General features: G+C 34.8%; 25 protein-coding genes, 1 tRNA gene and 1 pseudogene. 12 read left to right on the plus strand and 15 right to left on the minus strand.

What is annotated here, in order from left to right; genetic code table 11:
* Nucleotides 1-60: 60 nt before the first annotated feature.
* Both PLI06_05385 and proS read left to right on the plus strand, forming a co-directional pair.
* Nucleotides 61-714 carry an ArsR family transcriptional regulator gene (locus PLI06_05385; GenBank protein HOI77027.1) on the plus strand — a complete coding sequence of 218 codons (654 nt, stop codon included), beginning with the start codon at nt 61-63 and terminating at the stop codon, nt 712-714.
* A gap of 46 nt (nt 715-760) precedes the next feature.
* Complete coding sequence (proS, locus tag PLI06_05390) at nt 761-2,200, plus strand: proline--tRNA ligase (protein HOI77028.1); 1,440 nt, start codon at nt 761-763, stop codon at nt 2,198-2,200.
* On the opposite strand, the gene PLI06_05395 is transcribed toward proS, so the two are convergent.
* Entirely contained in the window at nt 2,194-3,903 is a 1,710-nt protein-coding gene (locus tag PLI06_05395) for a tRNA uridine(34) 5-carboxymethylaminomethyl modification radical SAM/GNAT enzyme Elp3 (protein ID HOI77029.1), read from the minus strand. The two genes, proS and PLI06_05395, sit on opposite strands and share 7 nt — an antisense overlap.
* A 118-nt stretch (nt 3,904-4,021) precedes the next feature.
* Between PLI06_05395 and PLI06_05400 the strand changes: the two genes are divergently transcribed.
* Together PLI06_05400 and PLI06_05405 are read left to right on the plus strand one after the other, a co-directional pair.
* Complete coding sequence (locus tag PLI06_05400) at nt 4,022-4,894, plus strand: hypothetical protein (protein ID HOI77030.1); 873 nt, start codon at nt 4,022-4,024, stop codon at nt 4,892-4,894.
* Complete coding sequence (locus PLI06_05405; protein HOI77031.1) at nt 4,894-5,691, plus strand: hypothetical protein; 798 nt, start codon at nt 4,894-4,896, stop codon at nt 5,689-5,691. Before PLI06_05400 ends, PLI06_05405 begins: the two co-directional genes overlap by 1 nt.
* Nucleotide 5,692: 1 nt before the next feature.
* On the opposite strand, the gene PLI06_05410 is transcribed toward PLI06_05405, so the two are convergent.
* From PLI06_05410 to PLI06_05425, 4 genes and pseudogenes are all read right to left on the minus strand, one after another.
* The gene (locus PLI06_05410; GenBank protein HOI77032.1) at nt 5,693-5,983 is read right to left on the minus strand and encodes a hypothetical protein; all 291 of its coding nucleotides are present in this window, start codon (nt 5,981-5,983) and stop codon (nt 5,693-5,695) included.
* A 63-nt stretch (nt 5,984-6,046) separates the two neighbouring features.
* Nucleotides 6,047-6,712: a peptidylprolyl isomerase gene (locus PLI06_05415; protein ID HOI77033.1), complete on the minus strand. Its 666-nt coding sequence runs from the start codon at nt 6,710-6,712 to the stop codon at nt 6,047-6,049.
* An 8-nt stretch (nt 6,713-6,720) separates the two neighbouring features.
* A pseudogene (gene radA / locus PLI06_05420) lies at nt 6,721-7,665 on the minus strand (DNA repair and recombination protein RadA).
* A gap of 2 nt (nt 7,666-7,667) precedes the next feature.
* A complete protein-coding gene (locus PLI06_05425; GenBank protein HOI77034.1) occupies nt 7,668-9,374 on the minus strand; it encodes an OB-fold nucleic acid binding domain-containing protein in 1,707 nt (568 codons plus the stop codon).
* A 152-nt stretch (nt 9,375-9,526) separates the two neighbouring features.
* On the opposite strand from PLI06_05425, the gene PLI06_05430 reads away from it, so the two are divergent.
* The 6 genes from PLI06_05430 (at nt 9,527) to PLI06_05455 (ending at nt 12,403) form a co-directional block, all read left to right on the plus strand.
* Complete coding sequence (locus tag PLI06_05430) at nt 9,527-10,357, plus strand: hypothetical protein (protein ID HOI77035.1); 831 nt, start codon at nt 9,527-9,529, stop codon at nt 10,355-10,357.
* A 159-nt stretch (nt 10,358-10,516) separates the two neighbouring features.
* Nucleotides 10,517-10,762 (plus strand): DNA-binding protein Alba, encoded by a 246-nt coding sequence (gene albA, locus PLI06_05435; GenBank protein ID HOI77036.1) that lies wholly within the window; start codon nt 10,517-10,519, stop codon nt 10,760-10,762.
* A 180-nt stretch (nt 10,763-10,942) separates the two neighbouring features.
* On the plus strand, nt 10,943-11,383 hold the full coding sequence (locus tag PLI06_05440; GenBank protein HOI77037.1) for an NUDIX domain-containing protein: 441 nt from the start codon (nt 10,943-10,945) through the stop codon (nt 11,381-11,383).
* Between the two features lie 17 nt (nt 11,384-11,400).
* Nucleotides 11,401-11,997 (plus strand): hypothetical protein, encoded by a 597-nt coding sequence (locus PLI06_05445; GenBank protein HOI77038.1) that lies wholly within the window; start codon nt 11,401-11,403, stop codon nt 11,995-11,997.
* 33 nt (nt 11,998-12,030) lie between these two features.
* Nucleotides 12,031-12,115 (plus strand) — tRNA-Leu (locus PLI06_05450).
* Nucleotides 12,116-12,271: 156 nt separating this feature from the next.
* Nucleotides 12,272-12,403: a hypothetical protein gene (locus PLI06_05455; GenBank protein ID HOI77039.1), complete on the plus strand. Its 132-nt coding sequence runs from the start codon at nt 12,272-12,274 to the stop codon at nt 12,401-12,403.
* A gap of 629 nt (nt 12,404-13,032) precedes the next feature.
* Here PLI06_05455 and PLI06_05460 read toward each other — a convergent pair.
* From PLI06_05460 to PLI06_05485, 6 genes are all read right to left on the minus strand, one after another.
* A complete protein-coding gene (locus PLI06_05460; protein HOI77040.1) occupies nt 13,033-13,191 on the minus strand; it encodes a hypothetical protein in 159 nt (52 codons plus the stop codon).
* A gap of 10 nt (nt 13,192-13,201) precedes the next feature.
* Nucleotides 13,202-13,402: a hypothetical protein gene (locus tag PLI06_05465; GenBank protein ID HOI77041.1), complete on the minus strand. Its 201-nt coding sequence runs from the start codon at nt 13,400-13,402 to the stop codon at nt 13,202-13,204.
* 163 nt (nt 13,403-13,565) lie between these two features.
* Complete coding sequence (locus tag PLI06_05470; GenBank protein ID HOI77042.1) at nt 13,566-14,060, minus strand: hypothetical protein; 495 nt, start codon at nt 14,058-14,060, stop codon at nt 13,566-13,568.
* Nucleotides 14,061-14,252: 192 nt separating this feature from the next.
* Complete coding sequence (locus PLI06_05475) at nt 14,253-14,651, minus strand: hypothetical protein (protein HOI77043.1); 399 nt, start codon at nt 14,649-14,651, stop codon at nt 14,253-14,255.
* Between the two features lie 62 nt (nt 14,652-14,713).
* On the minus strand, nt 14,714-15,601 hold the full coding sequence (locus tag PLI06_05480) for a hypothetical protein (GenBank protein HOI77044.1): 888 nt from the start codon (nt 15,599-15,601) through the stop codon (nt 14,714-14,716).
* 178 nt (nt 15,602-15,779) lie between these two features.
* On the minus strand, nt 15,780-16,067 hold the full coding sequence (locus tag PLI06_05485; GenBank protein ID HOI77045.1) for a hypothetical protein: 288 nt from the start codon (nt 16,065-16,067) through the stop codon (nt 15,780-15,782).
* Nucleotides 16,068-16,185: 118 nt separating this feature from the next.
* Between PLI06_05485 and PLI06_05490 the strand changes: the two genes are divergently transcribed.
* Nucleotides 16,186-16,434: a hypothetical protein gene (locus tag PLI06_05490; GenBank protein ID HOI77046.1), complete on the plus strand. Its 249-nt coding sequence runs from the start codon at nt 16,186-16,188 to the stop codon at nt 16,432-16,434.
* Nucleotides 16,435-16,727: 293 nt separating this feature from the next.
* Here PLI06_05490 and PLI06_05495 read toward each other — a convergent pair whose 3' ends face one another.
* The 3 genes from PLI06_05495 to PLI06_05505 all read right to left on the minus strand — a co-directional run bounded on the left by PLI06_05495 (nt 16,728) and on the right by PLI06_05505 (nt 18,995).
* Nucleotides 16,728-17,474, minus strand: coding sequence for a hypothetical protein (locus PLI06_05495; protein ID HOI77047.1), 747 nt, complete (start codon nt 17,472-17,474; stop codon nt 16,728-16,730).
* A gap of 8 nt (nt 17,475-17,482) precedes the next feature.
* On the minus strand, nt 17,483-17,896 hold the full coding sequence (locus PLI06_05500; protein ID HOI77048.1) for a DUF6508 domain-containing protein: 414 nt from the start codon (nt 17,894-17,896) through the stop codon (nt 17,483-17,485).
* Nucleotides 17,897-17,960: 64 nt separating this feature from the next.
* On the minus strand, nt 17,961-18,995 hold the full coding sequence (locus PLI06_05505) for an endonuclease NucS (GenBank protein ID HOI77049.1): 1,035 nt from the start codon (nt 18,993-18,995) through the stop codon (nt 17,961-17,963).
* 323 nt (nt 18,996-19,318) lie between these two features.
* Here PLI06_05505 and PLI06_05510 point away from each other — a divergent pair, with 323 nt between their 5' ends.
* Nucleotides 19,319-19,849 carry a hypothetical protein gene (locus PLI06_05510; GenBank protein HOI77050.1) on the plus strand — a complete coding sequence of 177 codons (531 nt, stop codon included), beginning with the start codon at nt 19,319-19,321 and terminating at the stop codon, nt 19,847-19,849.
* A 17-nt stretch (nt 19,850-19,866) separates the two neighbouring features.
* Here the strand turns inward: PLI06_05510 and PLI06_05515 are convergent, their stop codons facing one another.
* On the minus strand, nt 19,867-20,481 hold the full coding sequence (locus tag PLI06_05515) for a DNA-3-methyladenine glycosylase (protein HOI77051.1): 615 nt from the start codon (nt 20,479-20,481) through the stop codon (nt 19,867-19,869).
* Nucleotides 20,482-20,534 lie beyond the last annotated feature (53 nt).

Here is a 20,534-nt window from a genome sequence, read left to right on the forward strand (position 1 = left end):
GTATAATCTAATTGCGAAACATTTAAATAAGTTAACTAATAGTTAAGTTATAGTGAAAGAATGGCAACGACAGAAGAAATATTTGATATTCTAGGGAATCAAACAAGGAGAATGATACTTGAGATGCTAGCTACATCCCCTTGTTATACGACAGAGATAGCTGAGAGGCTAGAAATCGGTCAAAAGGCCATTAATGAACATCTTAAGATAATGCAAGATCTAGGGCTAATAGATCTGTTTGTTTTAAAACAGAAAAGAGGAAGCCCCAGGAAATACTTTAAGATAAAAGACAATATAAGAATGGAGCTTTTTGTTGCACCAAGAGTGTTTGATGCATCTTTTAAAACTGAAGAAATTGATATGGAATCGATTTTTGAAAGATATCCAGAATACAAGTCCTTTTATGAAGAAATTAAGTTTGATTCGGAGATTAGAATAATTGGTAGGTTGAAAGAAAATCTTGATTACCTCAAAAATGAATTAGTTGAAATTGATAATGCAAAAGCATTCATAGAAAGGTCTATTTCTGAAGTAAAGGAGACTATTTTAAAAACTATAGAAGACCTTAATCTTAGAGAAAAAGAGAAAAAAGTTCTTATTGAGATTGTATTAAAAGAATCTTATTCTCCTCAAGGTATTGCTGATAGCTTAAACTTAGAATTAGAAGAAGTAGTTGATTCTATTAAAATACTTAGAGAAAAGGGAGTTTTATAGGATAATTTTTTATATTATCTTAATATAACTCCAGCAGGTGCTATGAATGGCCGAAGATCTTGGAGTTACCATTTCTAGAGATGAGGATTTTTCTGAATGGTACAATCAAATTGTTGTAAAAGCAGGTCTTGCTGATTATTCTCCCATTAAGGGATGTATGGTAATAAAACCATACGGTTATGCAATATGGGAAAGTATTAAGGATTTTCTTGACAAGAGAATAAAGAATACAGGTCATGAAAATGCATATTTTCCCTTATTTATTCCTGAAGAATTTTTTGAGATGGAAAAAGAGCATGTTGAAGGATTCACACCTGAAGTTGCATGGGTGACTCATGGTGGGGACACACCTCTTGAAAGAAAACTTGCTATAAGGCCAACTTCTGAAACTATTATGTACTCAATGTATGCCAAATGGATAAGAAGCTGGCGCGACCTTCCTTTATTGATAAATCAATGGGCTAATGTAGTTAGATGGGAAACAAAAATGACGAAACTTTTCATAAGAACTAGGGAATTCTTATGGCAAGAGGGACACACTGCCCACGCTACAAAGGAAGAAGCTGAGGAAGAAGTAAAAAAAATGCTTGGTATTTATAGGGAAGTAATGGAAGATTTACTTGCAATCCCAACAATACCAGGGTATAAAACTGACAATGAAAAGTTTGCAGGTGCAGTCTACACTATGACTGTTGAATCCTTGATGGCGGATAAAAAGGCGATGCAGGCAGGTACGTCTCACCTTTTAGGCCAGCATTTCTCTAAAGCCTTTGGTATTATGTTTGAAGACAAGGATAAAGAAAAGAAGTACGTCTGGCAAACTTCGTGGGGAATGACCACTAGAACAGTAGGTACTCTTGTAATGGTCCACAGTGACAATAAAGGCCTTATATTACCGCCAAGAGCAGCCCCAATCAAGATCGTTATTGTGCCAATTATATTTAAAGATGGTAAAGAAGAAGTGATTGCACGATGCAAGGAAGTTCAAGAGTTACTTGGAAAGAAATACAAAGTAAAGTTAGACGACAGAGAAGGGTATACTGCAGGCTTTAAATTCAATGAATGGGAATTAAAAGGAATCCCAATTAGGATAGAGATAGGGCCACGAGATGTAAAAGAGAATAAAGTAGTTGTCGTAAGACGTGACAACGCCCAAAAAATCTTTTTGCATATGGACAATCTTGGCCAAGAAATAGACAGGATCCTTGAAGATATCCAGAACACTCTTTTCACAAATGCTAAAGAGTTTTTAGAAAAAAATACATTTTTACCTAAAGACTACAATGAATTATCGGATATACTAAACAATCAAAAAGGAATGGCAAAGATTAGCTGGTGCGAAAGGGGATGTTGCGAAGAAAAGATAAAAGACGAAACAGGCGCAACTTCTTGTTGCATACCTCTAGACCAGAATGGATTAGAGAAAAAATGCATTGTGTGCGGCCAAGAAGCAAAGAAAGTTATCCTGTTTGCCAAGCATTATTGAAGGATCTTTGACATATAAGGCCCTTCTTTTTTATATTTAAATTTTCTATAGTATTCTCTTGCTCCAATGCCAGAAATTATTACCATCTTGTTTAAATCCAAATCTTCTTTTGCAATTCTTTCTGCTTCAAGCAATAATTTTCTTCCGTATCCCTGATGCTGCCAACCAGATTCCTTTTTATCGCCTATACTGATAAGGCCACCATAGACGTGAAGCTCTCTTATTAATCCAGTTGAAACTTTGGATATCTCTTTTCTATGTGCAAATTCTGAAGGTTTTCTTAATCTAGCATATCCAATCAAGATGTCCCTCTTGACATCTTCAAAACTGATAAAGTACTCTACCCCTTCTGAAGCCTCATAGCTTTCAGTCAGTAACTTAATGTTTTGAAGCTCTGGATAAATTCCTTCTTTGTGCGCTTTTCTTCCGACTTCCCTGCATCTGACACATTTGCACTGTATATTTCTTATTTTCAATTCTTCTTCAATCATCTGCCCGAGGTTAGAGCGTTTCACTCCAGCTTGGACAAGTGTAGATGGTATATCCCTCTGTATCCTCATGGTTCTTACCCATTTTGGCATGAACTCCTTGATCTTCAGTATAAGCTCCATTGCTTCTTCTGTAGTGTAAGGTACATATTCACCTTTTTTCCACATGTCGTATAATTCCGTTCCTTCTAGAACAAGACATGAATAGAACTTCACCATATCAGGCATGAATAATTTGTTAGAGAATATTGTTCTAAAAGTATCTATGTCTTTTTCAAATGAAGACCCAGGTAATCCAGGCATCATATGATAGTTTATCTTAAATCCAGAGTCCTTTAGGATTCTTGTAGCTTGAACGACATCGTTAACTGTGTGGCCTCGATTAACTTTTTGGTATATTTCCTCAGAGATAATTTGAACGCCTAGTTCAACTCTAGTGCCACCATAAGAGAGCATCCTATCACAGTGAACTTCCTTTGCCCAGTCAGGCCTTGTTTCAAAGGTCATCCCAATGCATCTTATTTTTGATTTTTCATTAATTTTTTGAGCTTTGTCCAGAGTTAGTGGTTCATCTGCTAGGATATAAGATGCAAAATCATTAGAACTATTTTTTTGGCCAAATCTATTCTCTAGAGAAGTAATAACATAATTAACATCAAACATATTGTCTAAACTTGTTTCATCTGCATCAGGGTCAAAATAATTCATTGCATTTAGGCATTCTCTAATGAAATATTCTTGATAATCAAAAGATTGTGAGGGAAAGGTTCCTCCCATTATAATTAGTTCAACTTTATCTATTTCATGGCCTGTGTTATACAGCTGTTTTAATCTATGAAATGTTTGAAGAAATGGGTGAAATTTAAAATTAATGGCCCTCATTGTTGCAGGTTCTTTCCCAGTATAGCTTTGAGGCGTATTAACAGCGTCCCCTGGACAGTATATGCATCTCCCATGCGGACATTTGCTAGGTAAAGGCATTACTGCTATGACTGCTACCCCTGACATAGTCCTTATTGGCCTTTTAATTAGAATCTTCACAAACTCTTCTTGCCTATCTTTAAGATATTCTAAAATGTCTGAATTTCTAGGGGTTCTATCCAAGTTAAAGGCACTTGAAATTTCTGATTTCTTTAGCTCAAGTTCTCTGGAATTCTTTATTTTTCCTTCTAAGAACTCTTCAGATAGCTTCTTACATGCCCCTTTATAGTTCATAATATTTATTTTCTAGTTAGATTATTAAAATTGACTGTTTCATTTTCTGAAACTTTCGATAAAACCGTTTCAAGATAATGCTTTTATATTGTTTCAAACAAGTATATGTGTGGTAAAAATGAATAAAACAATGAAAATATCTTTGCTAATCTTAATACCAGCGTTACTAATAATGGCTCTACCCATTGGAATACTTTCTGAAGACTACGAAACTGCCACAACTTCTGCGATTTCATATCTAGAAAGGATAGATCCAGAAAATCCATACCTCCCCCTTGCAAAAGATACCGCAATTACCAACCCAAAGATGTCAATCAATTTTGCATTGAAGGGTATCATAGAAAGTGAGAAGGGGAATAAAGAGGATAATTTGAACAAGGCTCTGGAAATAATGAGCTCTCTTAAACTTATACCTGAAGATAGAAGAGACATGTTCAATGTTTTAATTCTAGAATACAATCTTACACGCTCACAGAAATACATAGAGGATTCCGCCAAGACTTCAAATCTTAGATACTTGGCGAATTCAGAAGAATATTTAAAACAAGCAAATGATGATCTTAATGAAATTAGTGGGAATGGTTTGGGAGAAACAGAAACAAAACTTAAAAAAATAGCAGAGACTTATATGAATCGGTCTTCAAATTATTCAAATTTATATAAAGAAATGGCGTTAATATCTTATGATGAGAACAGATACCTTGCAACGACACTTTTCTCAATATATGCTAAAAATGACAATCAAAGTTTTGATGAACCTTTAGATGTTATTTTAACAAGATTTGAAGAAAAGTGGAACTCTTTCTTTGGTTCAGGCGCATACAAAGATTCACCTTTTAGTCCTGATTCTCTAAAAGAGCTTCAGAGAAAAGCAATTAATTATAGAGGAGAAGGAAACGAAGATTTTGCAAATGTCATATCAGACTACATAAAGTTCCAGGCAATATCTTATACAGAATTTATTAATGCTATTGAGGAGGGAGGACTTTAATGGCAGAAGAAGCAAAATGGAAAAAAAATTCCAGAAGATGGGAAAAGAAGGCTAAAGATTACAAACTAAAAAAGGAAGAACTAGAATCCAAATACAATACCATCAATCAGGAAAATGAAAATCTTAAGAAAGAATTAATATCTACAAGAGAAGAAAGAGATAAAATTAAAGAAACTGAGAAGAAGGGCGAATTTGGCACAGTTGCCATTGCAGTCATTCTAATTCTTGGTATTCTTTTTGCAGGTTCAGTTGCAGGTTTGGCATTTCTATATAACTCAAATCAAGCATTAACTTCGGCTAACTCAGACCTTACTGTGGAAACATCTTCATTGAGGGGTCAGATATCAAAGCTTCAATACGAAAAGAGCGTGCTTGAAGCAGAGAAAAGTAGCTATCAAAGCGAAGTAACAGACATTGAAAAAGAATTAGAAAAGGTCAAGGGAGACAGCGATGCTACCATAAGGCTTCTACAGAGGGAAGTTTTGTCTTTAACATCGAAAGTGTCAAGACTAGAATCAGACATCAAAGCAAAAGACATATCGATAGCATCCCTACAGAATCAGCTTGCAGAGTGTGAATATCGTAACAGGTGTTTTACCGTTAGTATTACACCAACTTCACGAACTGCATCTACAGGTTCAGATCACTCTTTAAGCTACACAATGTATGTAAATTTCTCAGGATACGGATGTGGAAGAAGGATTGAAATCCCAATAACACTCAATTATGACTTCAACAATTCAGGCATCGATACCTTTGGACTTCAAGCCTCATCAGGGAACTGGTGTTGCAACTAGATTATCTGATATATCTATCTCTTTTTTCACTTATTTTTTTACCATAATAAATAGGATATTTTTCTATTTCTTTTTCTTTACCTTCTAATCTTCTAGAATAACCAACATGCCCTATTGTATAGACCAATACAAAAAAGAGGATAAACAAAATAGAGTTAATTAAAAGAAGCTCTGTAATTTTTTCAGGATATGTTCCCCTAATAATTTCTCTAATAGAAACTCCGATGAAAGAAACTAGATAGGTAAAAGTAGGAATCTCAACAGAAATCAATAGAGCTTTTATTTTATCCATATCATCTAAACAATAATAATTTTGATAAATATAAATATTGGGGTATAAATTAAAAAAAGAAGTTTAATCAATAAAGCTAATTGAGGTATCCTTTATTTCAGGTATATAGGAAGAAATATCTGATTTGATAAATTCCTCAAGAGAGCTTCTGTAAGGTGGATTAATCCCTTTAAGTTCTATATTGACCTTTTCCCCTTCAACGTTAACTACTTGTGAAGAAACATCAATACCTGGGGCTCTGACCTTTAAAATAGCATTAATCTTTTCAGTCAGGTCCTCAATTTTCTTTAGAAGTGTTACTTCGTATAAGAGTGTTTTTCCAGATAATGGATGATTGAAGTCAAGCTTTACCCTTCCACTTGAAACACTTCTTACAGTCGCCCAGTGGCCGTTAATTTCTATTTTTAATCCAGCCCTTGGAAATATACCATGCTTCTTAAAATCGTTCAAATGCATTATTTGTAATAGAGAAGAATCTCTCTTTCCAAACCCTTTTTCAGGAGTTATATCAAAAGTTTTTGTTTCGCCAACTTCTATATCTAAAAGGGACTCGTCCAATCCTTTAATGACATGTCCGGCACCTACGACTACCTGTATAGGCTCGTATTTATTCCCTTCGTTATATACGTTAGCTTGTTTTGCTTTTGTTTCATCAGTTACATCAAAGATTTTACCCGTTTCTTTGATTTTCCCAACATATTGTATCTCAACAAAATCTCCGTCTTTCAATGAATCACCTATTTGTCTTCGATTCCATTTTCAGTTACAAAGAATATTGCTTCTCCCTCTGGTAAGTTTGGAGAGTCAACGAGTCTTGCTATTCTTTGTCCGCCTTTTGCTTTTCTTAAATATAATCTAAGTGTAGATGAGTGACCAAGGATATGTCCCCCTATAGGCCTTGTCGGATCGCCAAAAAAAGCATCAGGTTTTGCTGAAACTTGATTAGTAACAAATACACAGACATCTTGATTAGATGCAATGCTATGTAGCGTCCTTAAATGCCTTGCGAGTTTTTGCTGTCTTTCAGCCAAAGTCCCTCTTCCAACATACTCCGATCTAAATGAAGAAGTAAGAGAATCAACTACAAGTAATTTAATATTTTCTGCTTCGATTAAATCTACAGTTTTTTCAGTAAGTAACATCTGATGGTCAGAATTAAAAGCTCTTGCAACTCTGATCTTGCCCAACACTTCTGTTGGATCCATGCCCACTCCCTTGGCCATCTGAATAATCCTTTCTGGCCTAAATGTACTTTCCGTATCTATGAATATAGCACCGGCGTCAAGTCCACCTTTTTCAATTGGTAACTGCACATTTACACAAAGCTGATGACCAATCTGACTTTTTCCTGAGCCGAATTCTCCAAAAGCTTCAATTATTGCTTGTGTCTCGAATCCTCCAGCTATTAATTCATCAAGCCTTTTGCTTCCAGAAGTAATTCTGCCGATAAATTTTCTTTTTTCTAAAAGTTCATTTGCTGTTAAAAATCCACCTACGTCAGCGGCTTCTCTGGCAGCTTCAATTATCTTGGAGGCAGAACTTTCACCGATTTCAGCAATTTCAAACAATTCCTTTGGTGAAGCTACAGCTATTGACTCCACAGTTCTAAATCCGGCCTCTCTTAGCTTTTCCGCAGTCTTAGGGCCTATTCCTGGAAGACCTTCAAGGTCTTTTATTTTTTCCATTAAATCACCATAAATATATCTCTAGCCTTGGAGGCAGGATTTATTTCTTTAATCTCATACCCATAAAACTCTTTCAAGTTATTATTTTCATAAATTCTGGCTTTAATATCGTATTCCTTCCAAGGTTGTACTTCCTTTTTAATCTTACCTCTAATATTGCCATAACCGTCGTCACAAATAACAATAAAGCCATCTCCTTCGCTTACAATATGCTTTATCAAAGGAGAGATAATACAATAATCGTTGTTTGATACTTCATCTATAGTTTTGGAGGGAGGGTTTTTGATAGATTCGAGGCTAGGAATGCTATATTCGCCCTTTTGAATAGAGCTTGCTTTAATAAACAAAACATCAGAATCCTTTTCAACCGTTCCAACTACTTTAACAGCATCACCGATGTTAAAATTTTTATTTGTTATCTGACTCAAAGAGATAGGGATACTACCGGATTCATCAATAACAATTAAGAAATCCCCTTCAATTCCATTGACTCTTGCTAGGATATTGACGGTGTCAGATAAACTGTAATCTGCTATCTTCTTTTCTTCTGGCTTTTCTTCAGCTTTAGAAGATTGTATCCTTGAACCGAGACCAAGGTGTGCTTCAAGACCATTATTGAATTTTATGTTACAGGATTCGATCCTTACTTTGGTGCTAGGTACTAAAGTTGCCAATAAATCTGCTTTATCGTCCCACAGGACTACTTTAAGATCGTGCGTACCATCGCTAAGTAAAAATCTGCCAACTTTTCCAGTTCCACTTTCTCTTGTGAAAGTTCTAATATCATATACTTCTTTAACATACCCTTCAATGTTTATGCCCTTCATATTTTCATTGAGGTCAGGTATAGAAACTGTGAGAGATTCAGATTTTGGGATGTCTTCCCTTTCAGTCTTTTCAGGTATTATATTTGATGAAGATCCAAGATTTATTTCAACAGAGTTTAATCCCATCTTGGAGTAAGCATTTTCAATGGTAATAATATCATTTTTTGCAAAGGTGTTTAATAATTCAGCTTTTTTATCCCACAGAGTCACCCTTATCTCCCCTGTGTCATCCATTATCATGAAGTTACCAACTTTTCCAACAGAACCGTCTTTTTTAGTAAATTCCCTTACGCCATAGATTACAGAAATTCTGCCTGTGACATCAATGTTATTCATCTTATCTTCAATATCCCTGATTTTTAGTTTAACATAATTTATAGGAGGGTAATCGGCGCTGTCTTGACCGCCAGAAATAACGCCATCTTTGCCAAGACTAACCTCAAATTCGTTGTTAAACCCTTTCCTTAGATATCCATTTCTAACTGTGACGACGTCGCCTCTCTTAAATTGCTTAAGTTTTTCTATCTGATCGTCCCAAAAAACAATTCTAATACTTCCTGTTTTGTCGGCAATTACGATATTCTGAACCCTACCCTCTGTGCCTGTCTTTCTTTGGAAAGTATTAAAATCAAAAATTCTCATAATCCTGCCACTGATGTCAACGTGTTGCATGCCTTCATTAATGTCTGAAATAAAAAAGTGTTTTTTCTCTTTAGGAATTTCTTCAAAAGATACACCTAGCTCTCCAGCTATCAGGAGCAATGCCCCTTCTTCTGATAACAATCCCCCCACAGATTGAATCTTCTTATCAATTCTTTCTTTTAGTTCGTTTTCAGAAATTGTTTCTAATAATCTTTCATAAAGAGCTTCCGCTGTCATAGGTTACCAGAAAGATTAATTTTTTGGTGTTTATAAAATTTGGGGTATGTTTATAGATAATTAAAAATACACTTTCAAATACTGAAAACTGAAAATTATAAATTTATACAATTATAAGATAATCTTTTAAACTATGATGGGTTATGATGTTTATGAATATCAATAAAAAGTGGATATTCATAGTAATTGCAGTAGTTTTAATAATTGGAATTCTATATCTTGGTCAAGATACTTTCTTCAATTTTAAGAAGAATCCTAAAATATCGGCCAGTGTTGATGTTTTGGCAACTAAGATGCTAATAACAAATGAAGAAACTGGAATTCTAAATTTAGAAAATACAGGGAAAAGCAATGCTATAGAAATAGAAGTAACGGAAGTTTCACCATTTACTGTTACCCTAGAATCCACACCTCCATTATTGTTGGAAAAAGGAAAGACTTCTACCATAAAATTAAAAATAGTTGCAGAAAAAGAGGTACTAAAACTTTCTGAAACAAGGAAAAATATACCTCTTGAATTCACAATTAAATATAAGAATAATGAAGGCATTCAAATGAATGCTGTTACAGCTAAAACAACTGTTCAGGTTTATAGACCAAAATTTGATATTAAAAAAATAGACCTAGGCGGGCTTCTTAAAACAGAGTTATCCCTTAAACACGACCAAAATGGACTTTTAATGATGGACATTGAATCTGATCAAGTGTTTAAAGAAGGAGAGTACTGGATAGAATTTACATCGGATTACTCTGATTTAGAGGTGGAGTCTGTTGATAAATATCCATCTGAGAAGATATATGGTGGCTACAAATTCACTTTTCAAGACCTCCTCCCTGGAAATAAAAGAATATCAAAATCATTTCTACTCAAATCAAAGGTTTCTGCTGGGAGTTATGAGACTAGATTCATTGTAAATACTAAAGTATTTTGGAGAGGGATTTTACTTGATCAAGAAAATATCAATGTAGTCGTATCAGAATAATAAAATCCTCCTATTTTATGTTAAATTTCATTAATTAAGCGAATAAATCTATATTTTTAAGCAATTGTGAAATAACCAAAAAGTATATAAATAGGCAACGAAACTTTTTCATGCTAGTTCTCTAGCGTTTTTCAATGAGCGTTGATAGAGGGAGATATTATGGATGTACTCGTAGGAAAGAAAAAGGCAATGGCGTATGTTCTTGCTATAGTCACTGGATTTAATGCAGGTGAGAATGAGATAACCATAAAAGCTAGGGGAAGAAGTATATCTACTGCTGTGGATACTGCAGAAATCGTAAAAAGCAGATTTGTTCCCGATGCTAAAATTACCGATATAAAGATTGGAACAGAGCAGGTAGAACAGAGAGCAGTTAGTACTATTGAAATAACGATGAAAAAATAAAAATCATTGAGGGATATAATGGGCAAAAGGCCACGAAAATGGAAAAAGAAAGGCAGAATGCGCTGGAGACACGTTAAGAAGAAAATGAGAAGAATGAAAAGAAAAGCTAGAAAGCAATAAATTCATTCTTTTGCCCCAGTTTTTTAGATACTTTTTTAATATACTTTATTTATTTCTTTTATGAAAAGAAAAGAGATTGTTACTTCATTTTTATTTAAGGATGGGAAGGTCCTCCTTCTTAAAAGAAGCGATAAGGTTGGCACTTTTAGAGGCAAATGGGCAGGTGTTTCTGGATTCATTGAAGAAGAAAACAGCCTTGATGCCGCTTTAAGAGAGATAAAAGAGGAAACAGGTGTTGATAAAAAACACTTAGAACTCCTAAAGAGTGGAACTCCTTTCGATGTCAATGATGTTGTAAATGATACCATATGGTCGATTAATCCATTCCTCTTCCTATTTAAGGGAAAAGAAATAAACATAGACTGGGAACACGACGCTTTTGAATGGATCTATCCAAAAGAAATGGAAAATTATGATACAGTTACAAATCTTAAAAAGACCTTATTTGATCTTATTAAAAATTCTGATGCAGAACAAATGATTGAAAACCTTAAATTCTAATAAATGGTAGTATAATTATGAGAAAAGTTGAAGCTCTGCCTTATACAGTTGAAGAAGGAATTAAGAAGGTACTTATGACCCTAAATAAGGTAGATATCGAATATTATACTGCTGGTAGAGAAATTTACATCAATGAAGATCTCCTATTGAATCAAGATTTAGAGGGAAATGATAGGTCGTTTATTAAAAAAATCAAGGATTACTTGAGAAATGAGATTGAAGCAGATTATGCAATACTATCATTTGATACTGCCCCAGATGGATCCTATATGGTCATCGAATATAATAATTATGCAACTTTTTCAGCACTTGCCAAAATTTTAAGTTTGAAACCCGAAGATGAAGTGAGTGAAGAGAAACATTTGCCTGGAATCAAGGATACAAAACTAGAAAGAGAGTTGGATATAATAAACAGAGAAATTTCAGGTGAAGATGTCAAGTTTGATGATAAAGAAGACGATGAGGAATACGACTATATCAACTTTGGAGAAAGAAATTGCAAAGTTTGTGGATCTGTAATAAGAAGAGTTACAGTCCATGACAAAGATGGCAAAATGAGAGACGGCTACAAATGCGTCAACACGAACTGCCTAAAGATTTATATTATCAGGTAATTTTATAAGAGATAGGCTTAGATATTTTTCTAGGCGGGGGTTGCCGAGCATGGTCTAAGGCGCCGGACTTAAGATCCGGTGACGCAGGTCTTCGAGGGTTCGAATCCCTTCCCCCGCACTTTTTACTAAAATTAATGCGGTATTGTTTCTCTCCTAATTTTAATATATTAAATCTAGAAAGCTTAAAATTAAAAATAATTAATTATGTAAATGATAATGTAAAACTTGTGAATAGATGCTAAAGAGTTTTAAACGGGAATGAAAGAGGGATTTAATGGGAAAATGTCCAATCTGCGGAAAGGAAACTATCAGGGGCAACGTGCTCTGCACAGATTGCTACATGAATAATAGGGCTCTGGATAAAGCCAGTCAGCGAACTCTGGATCATCCAGAAGAGTCAGAATAAGATTATTGTAGGATTAAATATAATATTTTTTTATAAAAATACAAAAAAAAAGTTCCTAAATAGTTCACTAAAATAAAACGACATTATATCCCTTTACAGGAAGAATTCCGAATAAAATATAGATTACTCCTGTTATATCAATAGAATGTAATCTATAAGCTTATTATACTGAATAAGTGTCTAAAGACAATACAGCCATATAATATCTATTTCATATATTTTAAATATAAATAAATATCTTGTACATAATAAATAACCGAAAGAGTTATATAAGCTAAAAAGTATTGTAATATTACACAGGTCGAAACTTCACTAGCCTAATGCTGAAGTAATTCCTTATTAGGTTACTTGGCCTCTATATAACAGGCGTCAAAACTTGTTATCTATGCTTTGTGTCCATTAAGGCCTACGCTCTGGTCATGGTCAAATCTTTAATCAAACACCATGTTTGAAGGAATGAAAAGAAAGCTATTTTCTTTTCATTTGTCTCCTTGGATTTGATTGTTTCGTTAAGTCTAAACAAGCCCGAGTCTTCACATAATCTAGATAAGCGACAAACTGTGTAATTTTCTTTTTTGATTAATTTATTAAGTTAGAATGAATGTTTTTTCTAAATTAAAAAAATAAAATTAATTATTGTTTAGAATTTTTTTAGCTGAAACTATTATCGTCATTGCCATGGCCTTGATATAAGGATCTCCTATAATGCACATCTCTTCCAAGAACTCCTTGTTTTCCAAATAAAATCTTACAGCCCTCATCTTTGACTCAGGAATGTTATTTTCCATGTTTTCTCCTCTAACAAATTTCTCCCATAAAGAAATTCTCTTTTCTCTTCTTTTCATTGACCTTGAACCGGTAGACGTCCTTGACCAGAAACAGGTAGTCCTCCAATCCTTTCATGATCGTCTTGGCTTTATCCGATGATCCTTCATTGCCAAAACACAAAAGCAAGAATCTGTACCCCTCGGTGTAGCTAATAGCATGCTCAATGGACATGATCATCTCTGAAAGCTCGATGATACTAAATGTGTACAGCTCCTCCCTTGTAAGCATGGGCAGTGTATCTTCATGCCCCTTTTCTAAAACATCGATACTTTTTGCCAAAATTTTTCCTCCTTACTTACTACTTACTTACTACTATACTACATACTACACTACACTACACTACACCCGCTTCAGTGCAGATCTTTTCTTTTAGTTCTCCAGTGGAAATACAAAGACCATTTGAGAAGTTGTCCAAGACTCTCTGATCGTTTAGGACATTATCAATTCCGGCCTCGGATATCTTCTTCTTGATTATAGGCCATACTGTAAATTCCCAGAGTTTCTGTTTCTCTATTTCAGATAATTGCTTTTCTTCAGTCTTATTTTTAGGGACAATCTCTTTATCAATCTCTTTTTTTGTTTCTTTTAGATTTTTCTTTGTCAATTCATCAATTTCTGCTTTTAATCTTGTTGCTTCCAAAATAGCGCTTTCATATTTGTCTTTAGCCAATTCAAGCTCTGATTTGTTCATTTCTATATACTGTTTTAAGGCCTCAGTTATTGTATCTGTAAATCCCTTCGATGAAACAGCGTAAGCCTTTTCCAAAAGATCTTCAGGGAGCCATGCTTGTATGAGCCGTTTTCCGTACCTTAACTGGCTTTTTCCCATACTACACCCCCCTTATTTTCATTTTTTTTGTAAGTAAAACTGGCCCTAAAAATGGCACTTTGTAAGTAACCTGTAAGTAAAAAAGGCCAAAAAAGGGGGGTCTTGTAAGTGTCGCTGTAAGTAATTTTTGTATTGATTTACTTACAAAAGTGCAAAAGTGTAAGTAAATTCGCTCTTTCTGTAAGTATGAAATCAAGGCACCACCCTGCATTTCACGATCTTTTCTATTGGCAGAAGTTCTGAGACCTTGATCACAAAGGTGTCGCAGGAGTAGGTGAAGTTCCCCTGCCTCTCCTTTTCCCCTTCTCTTTTGAGAACTGCCTTCTTCAGATATTCCTCCCTTGGCAAAGCTCCTGCAATTGTGAATCTTCGCTTTTTCTCATTGTAGAATACAAAGGCGTAGATATCGTTTTCAAGTGAAGCCTGGGCACTAGAAAGGTCCACGTTATAGTCGCTGCTGATTGGAAAGCACGTCCTCATAGTCTTGACGTCTACCCTCATGCCCTGGACGGTGACATCCCAGCGCTGCATCCTGTTTCTTGTTAGCCTTGCTTTCAACCCCTTATCCTTGCAGTGCTGCATGAAGGCCATCTCACCCTTTACTCCTACTAGCCTAGCCTGACGGCTGGGCGGGAAAATTGATGGTACAGACACTACGCATCAGCGCCTACAGGTTCTGCCTCAATCTTCATTTCTGTATACTCTTCTGATGAAACGAGGAACTCTGATTCAGGCCCGGTAGATAGATTGATATAGCCCTTCCTGTTGCGCCCCGTCTCTATGTTGGTCACTGTGACTGTTAGCCCTACCAGCGGAGACTTGCTTTCCAAAGTCCTTATGCGCTCTAGCATTGGATTTGCTGGAACAACTTTTCCTGAATCAGTTTTATACATCGAAGTGTCGTAGCAGTTTAGCCAGATGCTGAATTTACCGTCGGTGAGCTCCACGCCTCTGGACTTAGCCCTATACTTATGCTCCCAAGAATAAGGCCTTTCGGTACTCAATTTATTGACCCTTGCAGTGAGCCTTTCTATTCGACCGTTTCTGATCTTTTGAGCCAATGACTTCTCCGAAAGATTGTCAAGCTCCTGCCACAAATTGCCATCGGAATTTTCCCCATCAGGCTTCCAACCGTAAGACATTGCCGCAAGCCTAATAGCATCCTCTTCTTCGATGCCGTATCTTCCGCCCTTGTACTCCTTTTCTATCGCCTTCTTGTACCAATCCGGATCATCCGGATGATGCTTCTTAGCGTAATCTACAAGATACTCCTCAGCATTTACGCTGTCTACAAAGGACTGGCTGGGCTTTTTTAGAATAGAATTTTTCTTTTCTAGATCTAGTTTTACTAGAACTAATGCACTTTCTTCTGTCACCCCCTTTTCATCTTTTTTTAGGTCAACAAGACGGGAGAGCTCGTTAATCGAGATCCCGTGCTTGCTGCATATTTCCTGTTTTATTTCCTCATAGGCCATGTATGATGCACCTTTTAGAAGGGGCGTAAAGACTTTGACAATATCAGCTATACGCCTCCATAACAATTTGGTAACTTATGATTAAAGGCATTTACAAGGCATTTTATGGTATTAAGATTTCAGTGCAATTATTATTTTGAAGATAATTATCTTTTTTGGAAACAGAACTGAATTAATTTTAATTAGAGCATTTGCAATAAGAAAAGATTGAAAGGGAAATCAAGAGGGTTAATTTAATTCTTTTTCAATCGTACATGAGATCTTTAGTATGATCATATTCAAAATTAGTAGACTTGCAGTTGGGACACCTTGGGGGAGCATCCATAGTATAGTTTCCTCCACACTCGCATTTTCCAGCATACTCTTCGAATGATCTGTATTTTGAGGGGGCTTCACGTAGTTCATAAAAGTACACGGTTTTTCCCTTGCCGCATTTGTCGCAGTGCAGGTCATGATTAGTGAATCCACCGCCTGTTTGAATTGAATATCTTGTGCCACAGTCCTTGCATATAGCTTCAGAAATGCACCCCATGCATAATTTGAAATGTTAATACTATTTATTGTTAACTGAAAAAATATCTTCAATAGGGTTATATAATTGTAAGATAAAAAATTATAAATATTAATATAGACAATAAACAGGGATTAAAATGAATGCGATGGTAGAAATTTGTCTTTATTGTAAGCATAGAAATAAAGATTGTGAGTTTGGGGAAAATATACCAGATTTAATTTTAGTTGGCAGGTTTAATCATAAAATACCTATTTGGAAGGAAAAAATATTATTTGAATTTGACGATGATATTTCAGATGAGAAAAAAGAATATATAAATTTTGATTTTGTGGATAAAGAAAGGGCTACCAAAATTTTAAAAAATTTAAAAGGAAAGATTATTTAATAGGATAGTAATTACTGAAGCACTTTTTTGGAGAACGGATTATTCTTCCATACGTATCATAGCAATTGGCAAATTAAACTAAAGACAATTAAGTATGCAATAAGAAAGAGTGAAAGAAAATTAGTTGGGATAATACTATTTATTGTTAACTGAAAAATAAAAGGCCCAGGTAAGGGGTATATAGGAGTGTGTGTAGCCATAATCCCGGACCTAATCAATTCTGGGCTTGGCAATATTAAGGGCTAATCCTAGGGAATTTGTATTTATCATTATAATGACTAAAGATGCTCACCCTACATGTTTTCATCGGACCATTTCTCGGTATCAAAACTTGAGAATATTGCTGCGTCAAGAACGCATGGTGATATACCGCATGCATTACATATTTGTTGAAATCCTTCAGAAACAAAGTTAAAATAATTCCTGTCTGCCAATGTTGCAGCCGATAATGCTATTGGAAAACCAAATTCCTTAAGCCACTTTGTAATTCTGCTGTCTATGGGCACTTCATATCTTGTCAATCCAAGACCTAGAAGCAGATTTCGTGATTGCTTCGGCCCAAAGCCCCTCAAATTATCTATCAAGACATCGACGCATTCAAGTTCTGTTTCCTTTGAAGGCCTTTTTTTTAAGTCTCCAATAATTCTAAATATCTCTTCCCATCCACCGTTATTAAGCCAGTTATAGTTAAGCGATGCTTCCTCCGAAATTGATTTACCCCGGCGGATACCCCCAAAATCAGTAATTGTTTTTTCAATGAACCTTTTTAGGTCATGCTGGTGGCTACATATTGAATAATCCAAGAGAAAAGGTTTGGTGCAAACGAATTTTGTAATTGGGCTACTTGGGCCAGATCTTTGCTGAGTTGATAGAAGACATGTGATCATTTCCTTCCAAAATATCTCTTTCGTGACTTCAGGGATATTTCCATTAATATTCCTTTTAATTCGATTTAACACTAAAGGATTATCTTTATGCATTTCGTAAAATGCCTTAACTTTTGAAATATCTGAATCTGTGACAATCCAATCGATTTTCATCTTAACACCTAGTCCATCTCATCCCTTATTTCCTTTAATCTTTTTAATATGTCAAGGACTAATCCATTCTCAATTGAGGCGGCAATAAAGCCCCCGCCCATAGTAAGCCTATCTCCTGCTAAGATCTTTTTGAATAAAGCCCTAATGTCCAGTATATTAGCTTCTGACAAGGGAATCGCTCTATTAAGTAATAAAGATATATGATTCCCATCTCTACGCTCTCCTTTACGGCCTACATAACTGGTGGTAAAATTTTCCTTGTAGAGCGTATGCAGAAAATTGATAACTTCTGCTGAATCCTCCACCCAGCAATCCACTACAGTAAAGAATATATTGTCTTTGTTTTCAAAATACGGCATGAACTCTAAGACCTTGTCTATGTTTTCCTTTGTTATTGGGATTGAGTTTTCTATTAGGTGCATTTTCACCAGAACATATCTTAACTTTACCTCTATAATGATTTAGGATTTATTAAATAAAGAAAATTCAGTATTTGTCTTTTATTTTGAAATCCACCACATAGTATTTTAATTCTACCAGGTTATTTATCGCATCCACAGCATACTGAAGTCTTTCATCTGGCTCGTTTACTATTATTATTCCCCTCACTTTAGAGCCATAATTTTTCTTCACCCAGCCTATATACCTTAATATCTGGCCCACCACTTCATCGTTTTTCCGGCCTTTCTTGAGCTCAATTACGACTTGATTTCCCCTGTTGTCCTTGCAAAGGAGGTCTATCCTCCCAACTTCTTTTGTATCGTACTCTTTCCTTACGTCAGTGAATCCTTTCTCAATGGCCGAAGGATTCATTGACAGGAAATCCCTTAAATCATTTTCAATTGAAATTGAGCCATAAGCTTTTAATGCTTCTTCTGGGCCACCGTCTTCTTCATCATAACCATACCAAAGAATATCAGACAACAGGTAATAATTTTCTAAGTTCAATAGTTCTTTAGCTGATTGAAAAATAATAAAATCTCTCAAATACTCTATTGTTCTGTCAAAATACTTATTATCCGCGGAAACATTAAACATACTTAAGGCATCTTCTCTCGCTGCCTCATCTTGTTCGGAACTTATATTCATTGCTTCTTTATTTTGTGCCGTAATAATTGGATATTTGAAGTTGTCAGAAGCAGTTAAAAAATGTGATAATGTGTGGACCCCCATGCCTTTCAATCTAAGGAAATTATCTATCCTTTCAGGGAATAATTGTTCATCCCCGTGTATTAAATATCTAAGATGTGAATTGAACTCTTTTATATTGTCTCGGTACAATAGATTTGACAAATTCCTGTTAGAAACTAGAATCCTCATTTTTTTAAATAGATGAAAGAAAGTATCCGAGTCCATATCTTTTTCATTGATGAATTCTATGTCATGCAAAATCTTTTTGCATTCATTTTGCGCTTCATCTTGTATAGGTCTCAAATTTTTGACTTTTTCTGTATTAAGACTATTATTTTTATAAGATTGTAGAATTTCTATTTGCTCAGGTGTAAATTCAAATTTAGACATGCATTATAATATAATATTCAATATAAATATTTATTGTCTAGTTAATTAATATGATAATATTTTCTTTAGTAGAATTAAATAAGTTATAAAGTAATTTACTATTTTCATGGGGGGGCCAAAAATAATTTTTGTACCCATTGAGAAATTATTCTAATTGGCTCCCACATTAGATTATATGGTACATTTAAATAAGTATAGTTCTCCCGATTTATGGAATCATTTATAGTTAAAATTAAAATAGATTTTCGATATAGAGACATAGTAGACTAGGATATACTTATATTCATATTACTCCCATCCACTTATTAAGAGAATGATTTAATATGTCTGATATTTTAGGAAAGCAATGCCCAAGCTGCGGGATTAAATTTGTCATGGAACTTGAAAAATGCCCTATATGTAATGTTTATTTAGATCTTATAAGTGATACAAAAGTTTTTGATAGCAGTGGCTTCACTAAAGACGGCTTTGACAAGTATGGCTATGATGAAAAAGGCTACGATAAACATGGATTTGATAGAGACGGTTATAACAAAGCAGGATACTCCAAAGCGGGTTTTGATAGAAATGGATTCAATAAACAAGGCATCCATAGATACACAGGCAGAAAATTTAACTTTCAAAATATTGATCAAAATGGCTACGATGACAAGGGATTTGATAAAGAAGGGTATAACAGAAATGGCTTTGATAGGTTTGGCAGGGATAAAGACGGCTTTGACAAGGACGGGTACGACAAAAAAGGATTTGACAGAAACGGCCTTCACAGAAACGGGACAAGATATGGATATAACGGCTTTGACAAGGATGGCTATGATAAGGAAGGATACGATAATAAAGGAATTAAAAAATAAAATCAAATATATAAAATTTATAATTGAACAATCATTTTATTAGATGATTGCCATAGGTACCAAACAGCAATAGTACTATATGGGCCCCATTTTGAAGTTATACTATAAATTTGTTCTTTAGATATATTTTTTATCCCATATGATCTCTCCAAGGCTCTAAGAAATCCTATATCATCCAAGGGTAAAACATCAAGCCTATTCATTGAAAAAATTAAAAACATCTCGGCTGACCACCTACCCAATCCTTTTATTTTTGTCAAGTATTCAATGATCTCTTGATTCGATAAATTATTAAAAAATTCGTCATCGACTCTATACGTTAAGAAGTGCATAGACAATCCGAGTATGTACTCAATTTTTCTTTCAGATATTCCAGCTTCTTTGAATCGATCTATTGAAATCTCCAATATGGCCTCTGGGGAGGGATTATTATTAATTACTTCCAAAAACCTTTTGTATATTGTATTTGCAACCCTTATAGATAGTTGCTGATGGATTATTATCCTTACCAAAGAACTAAAATAGTTATTATTCTTTGAGAGTAAACATTCCCCTATGTCATCAATTATCTTTGATAAGACTGGATCCCTTGATTTTAAGTGATCAATGGATTCTTTATACTCAGTTTTCATGATTGCCCCTATGAGTAATAAAAAATTAATATGTCTTTCTATTATCAGGATTT

The sequence above is a fragment of the Methanofastidiosum sp. genome, assembly GCA_035362715.1.
GTDB lineage: Archaea > Methanobacteriota_B > Thermococci > Methanofastidiosales > Methanofastidiosaceae > Methanofastidiosum.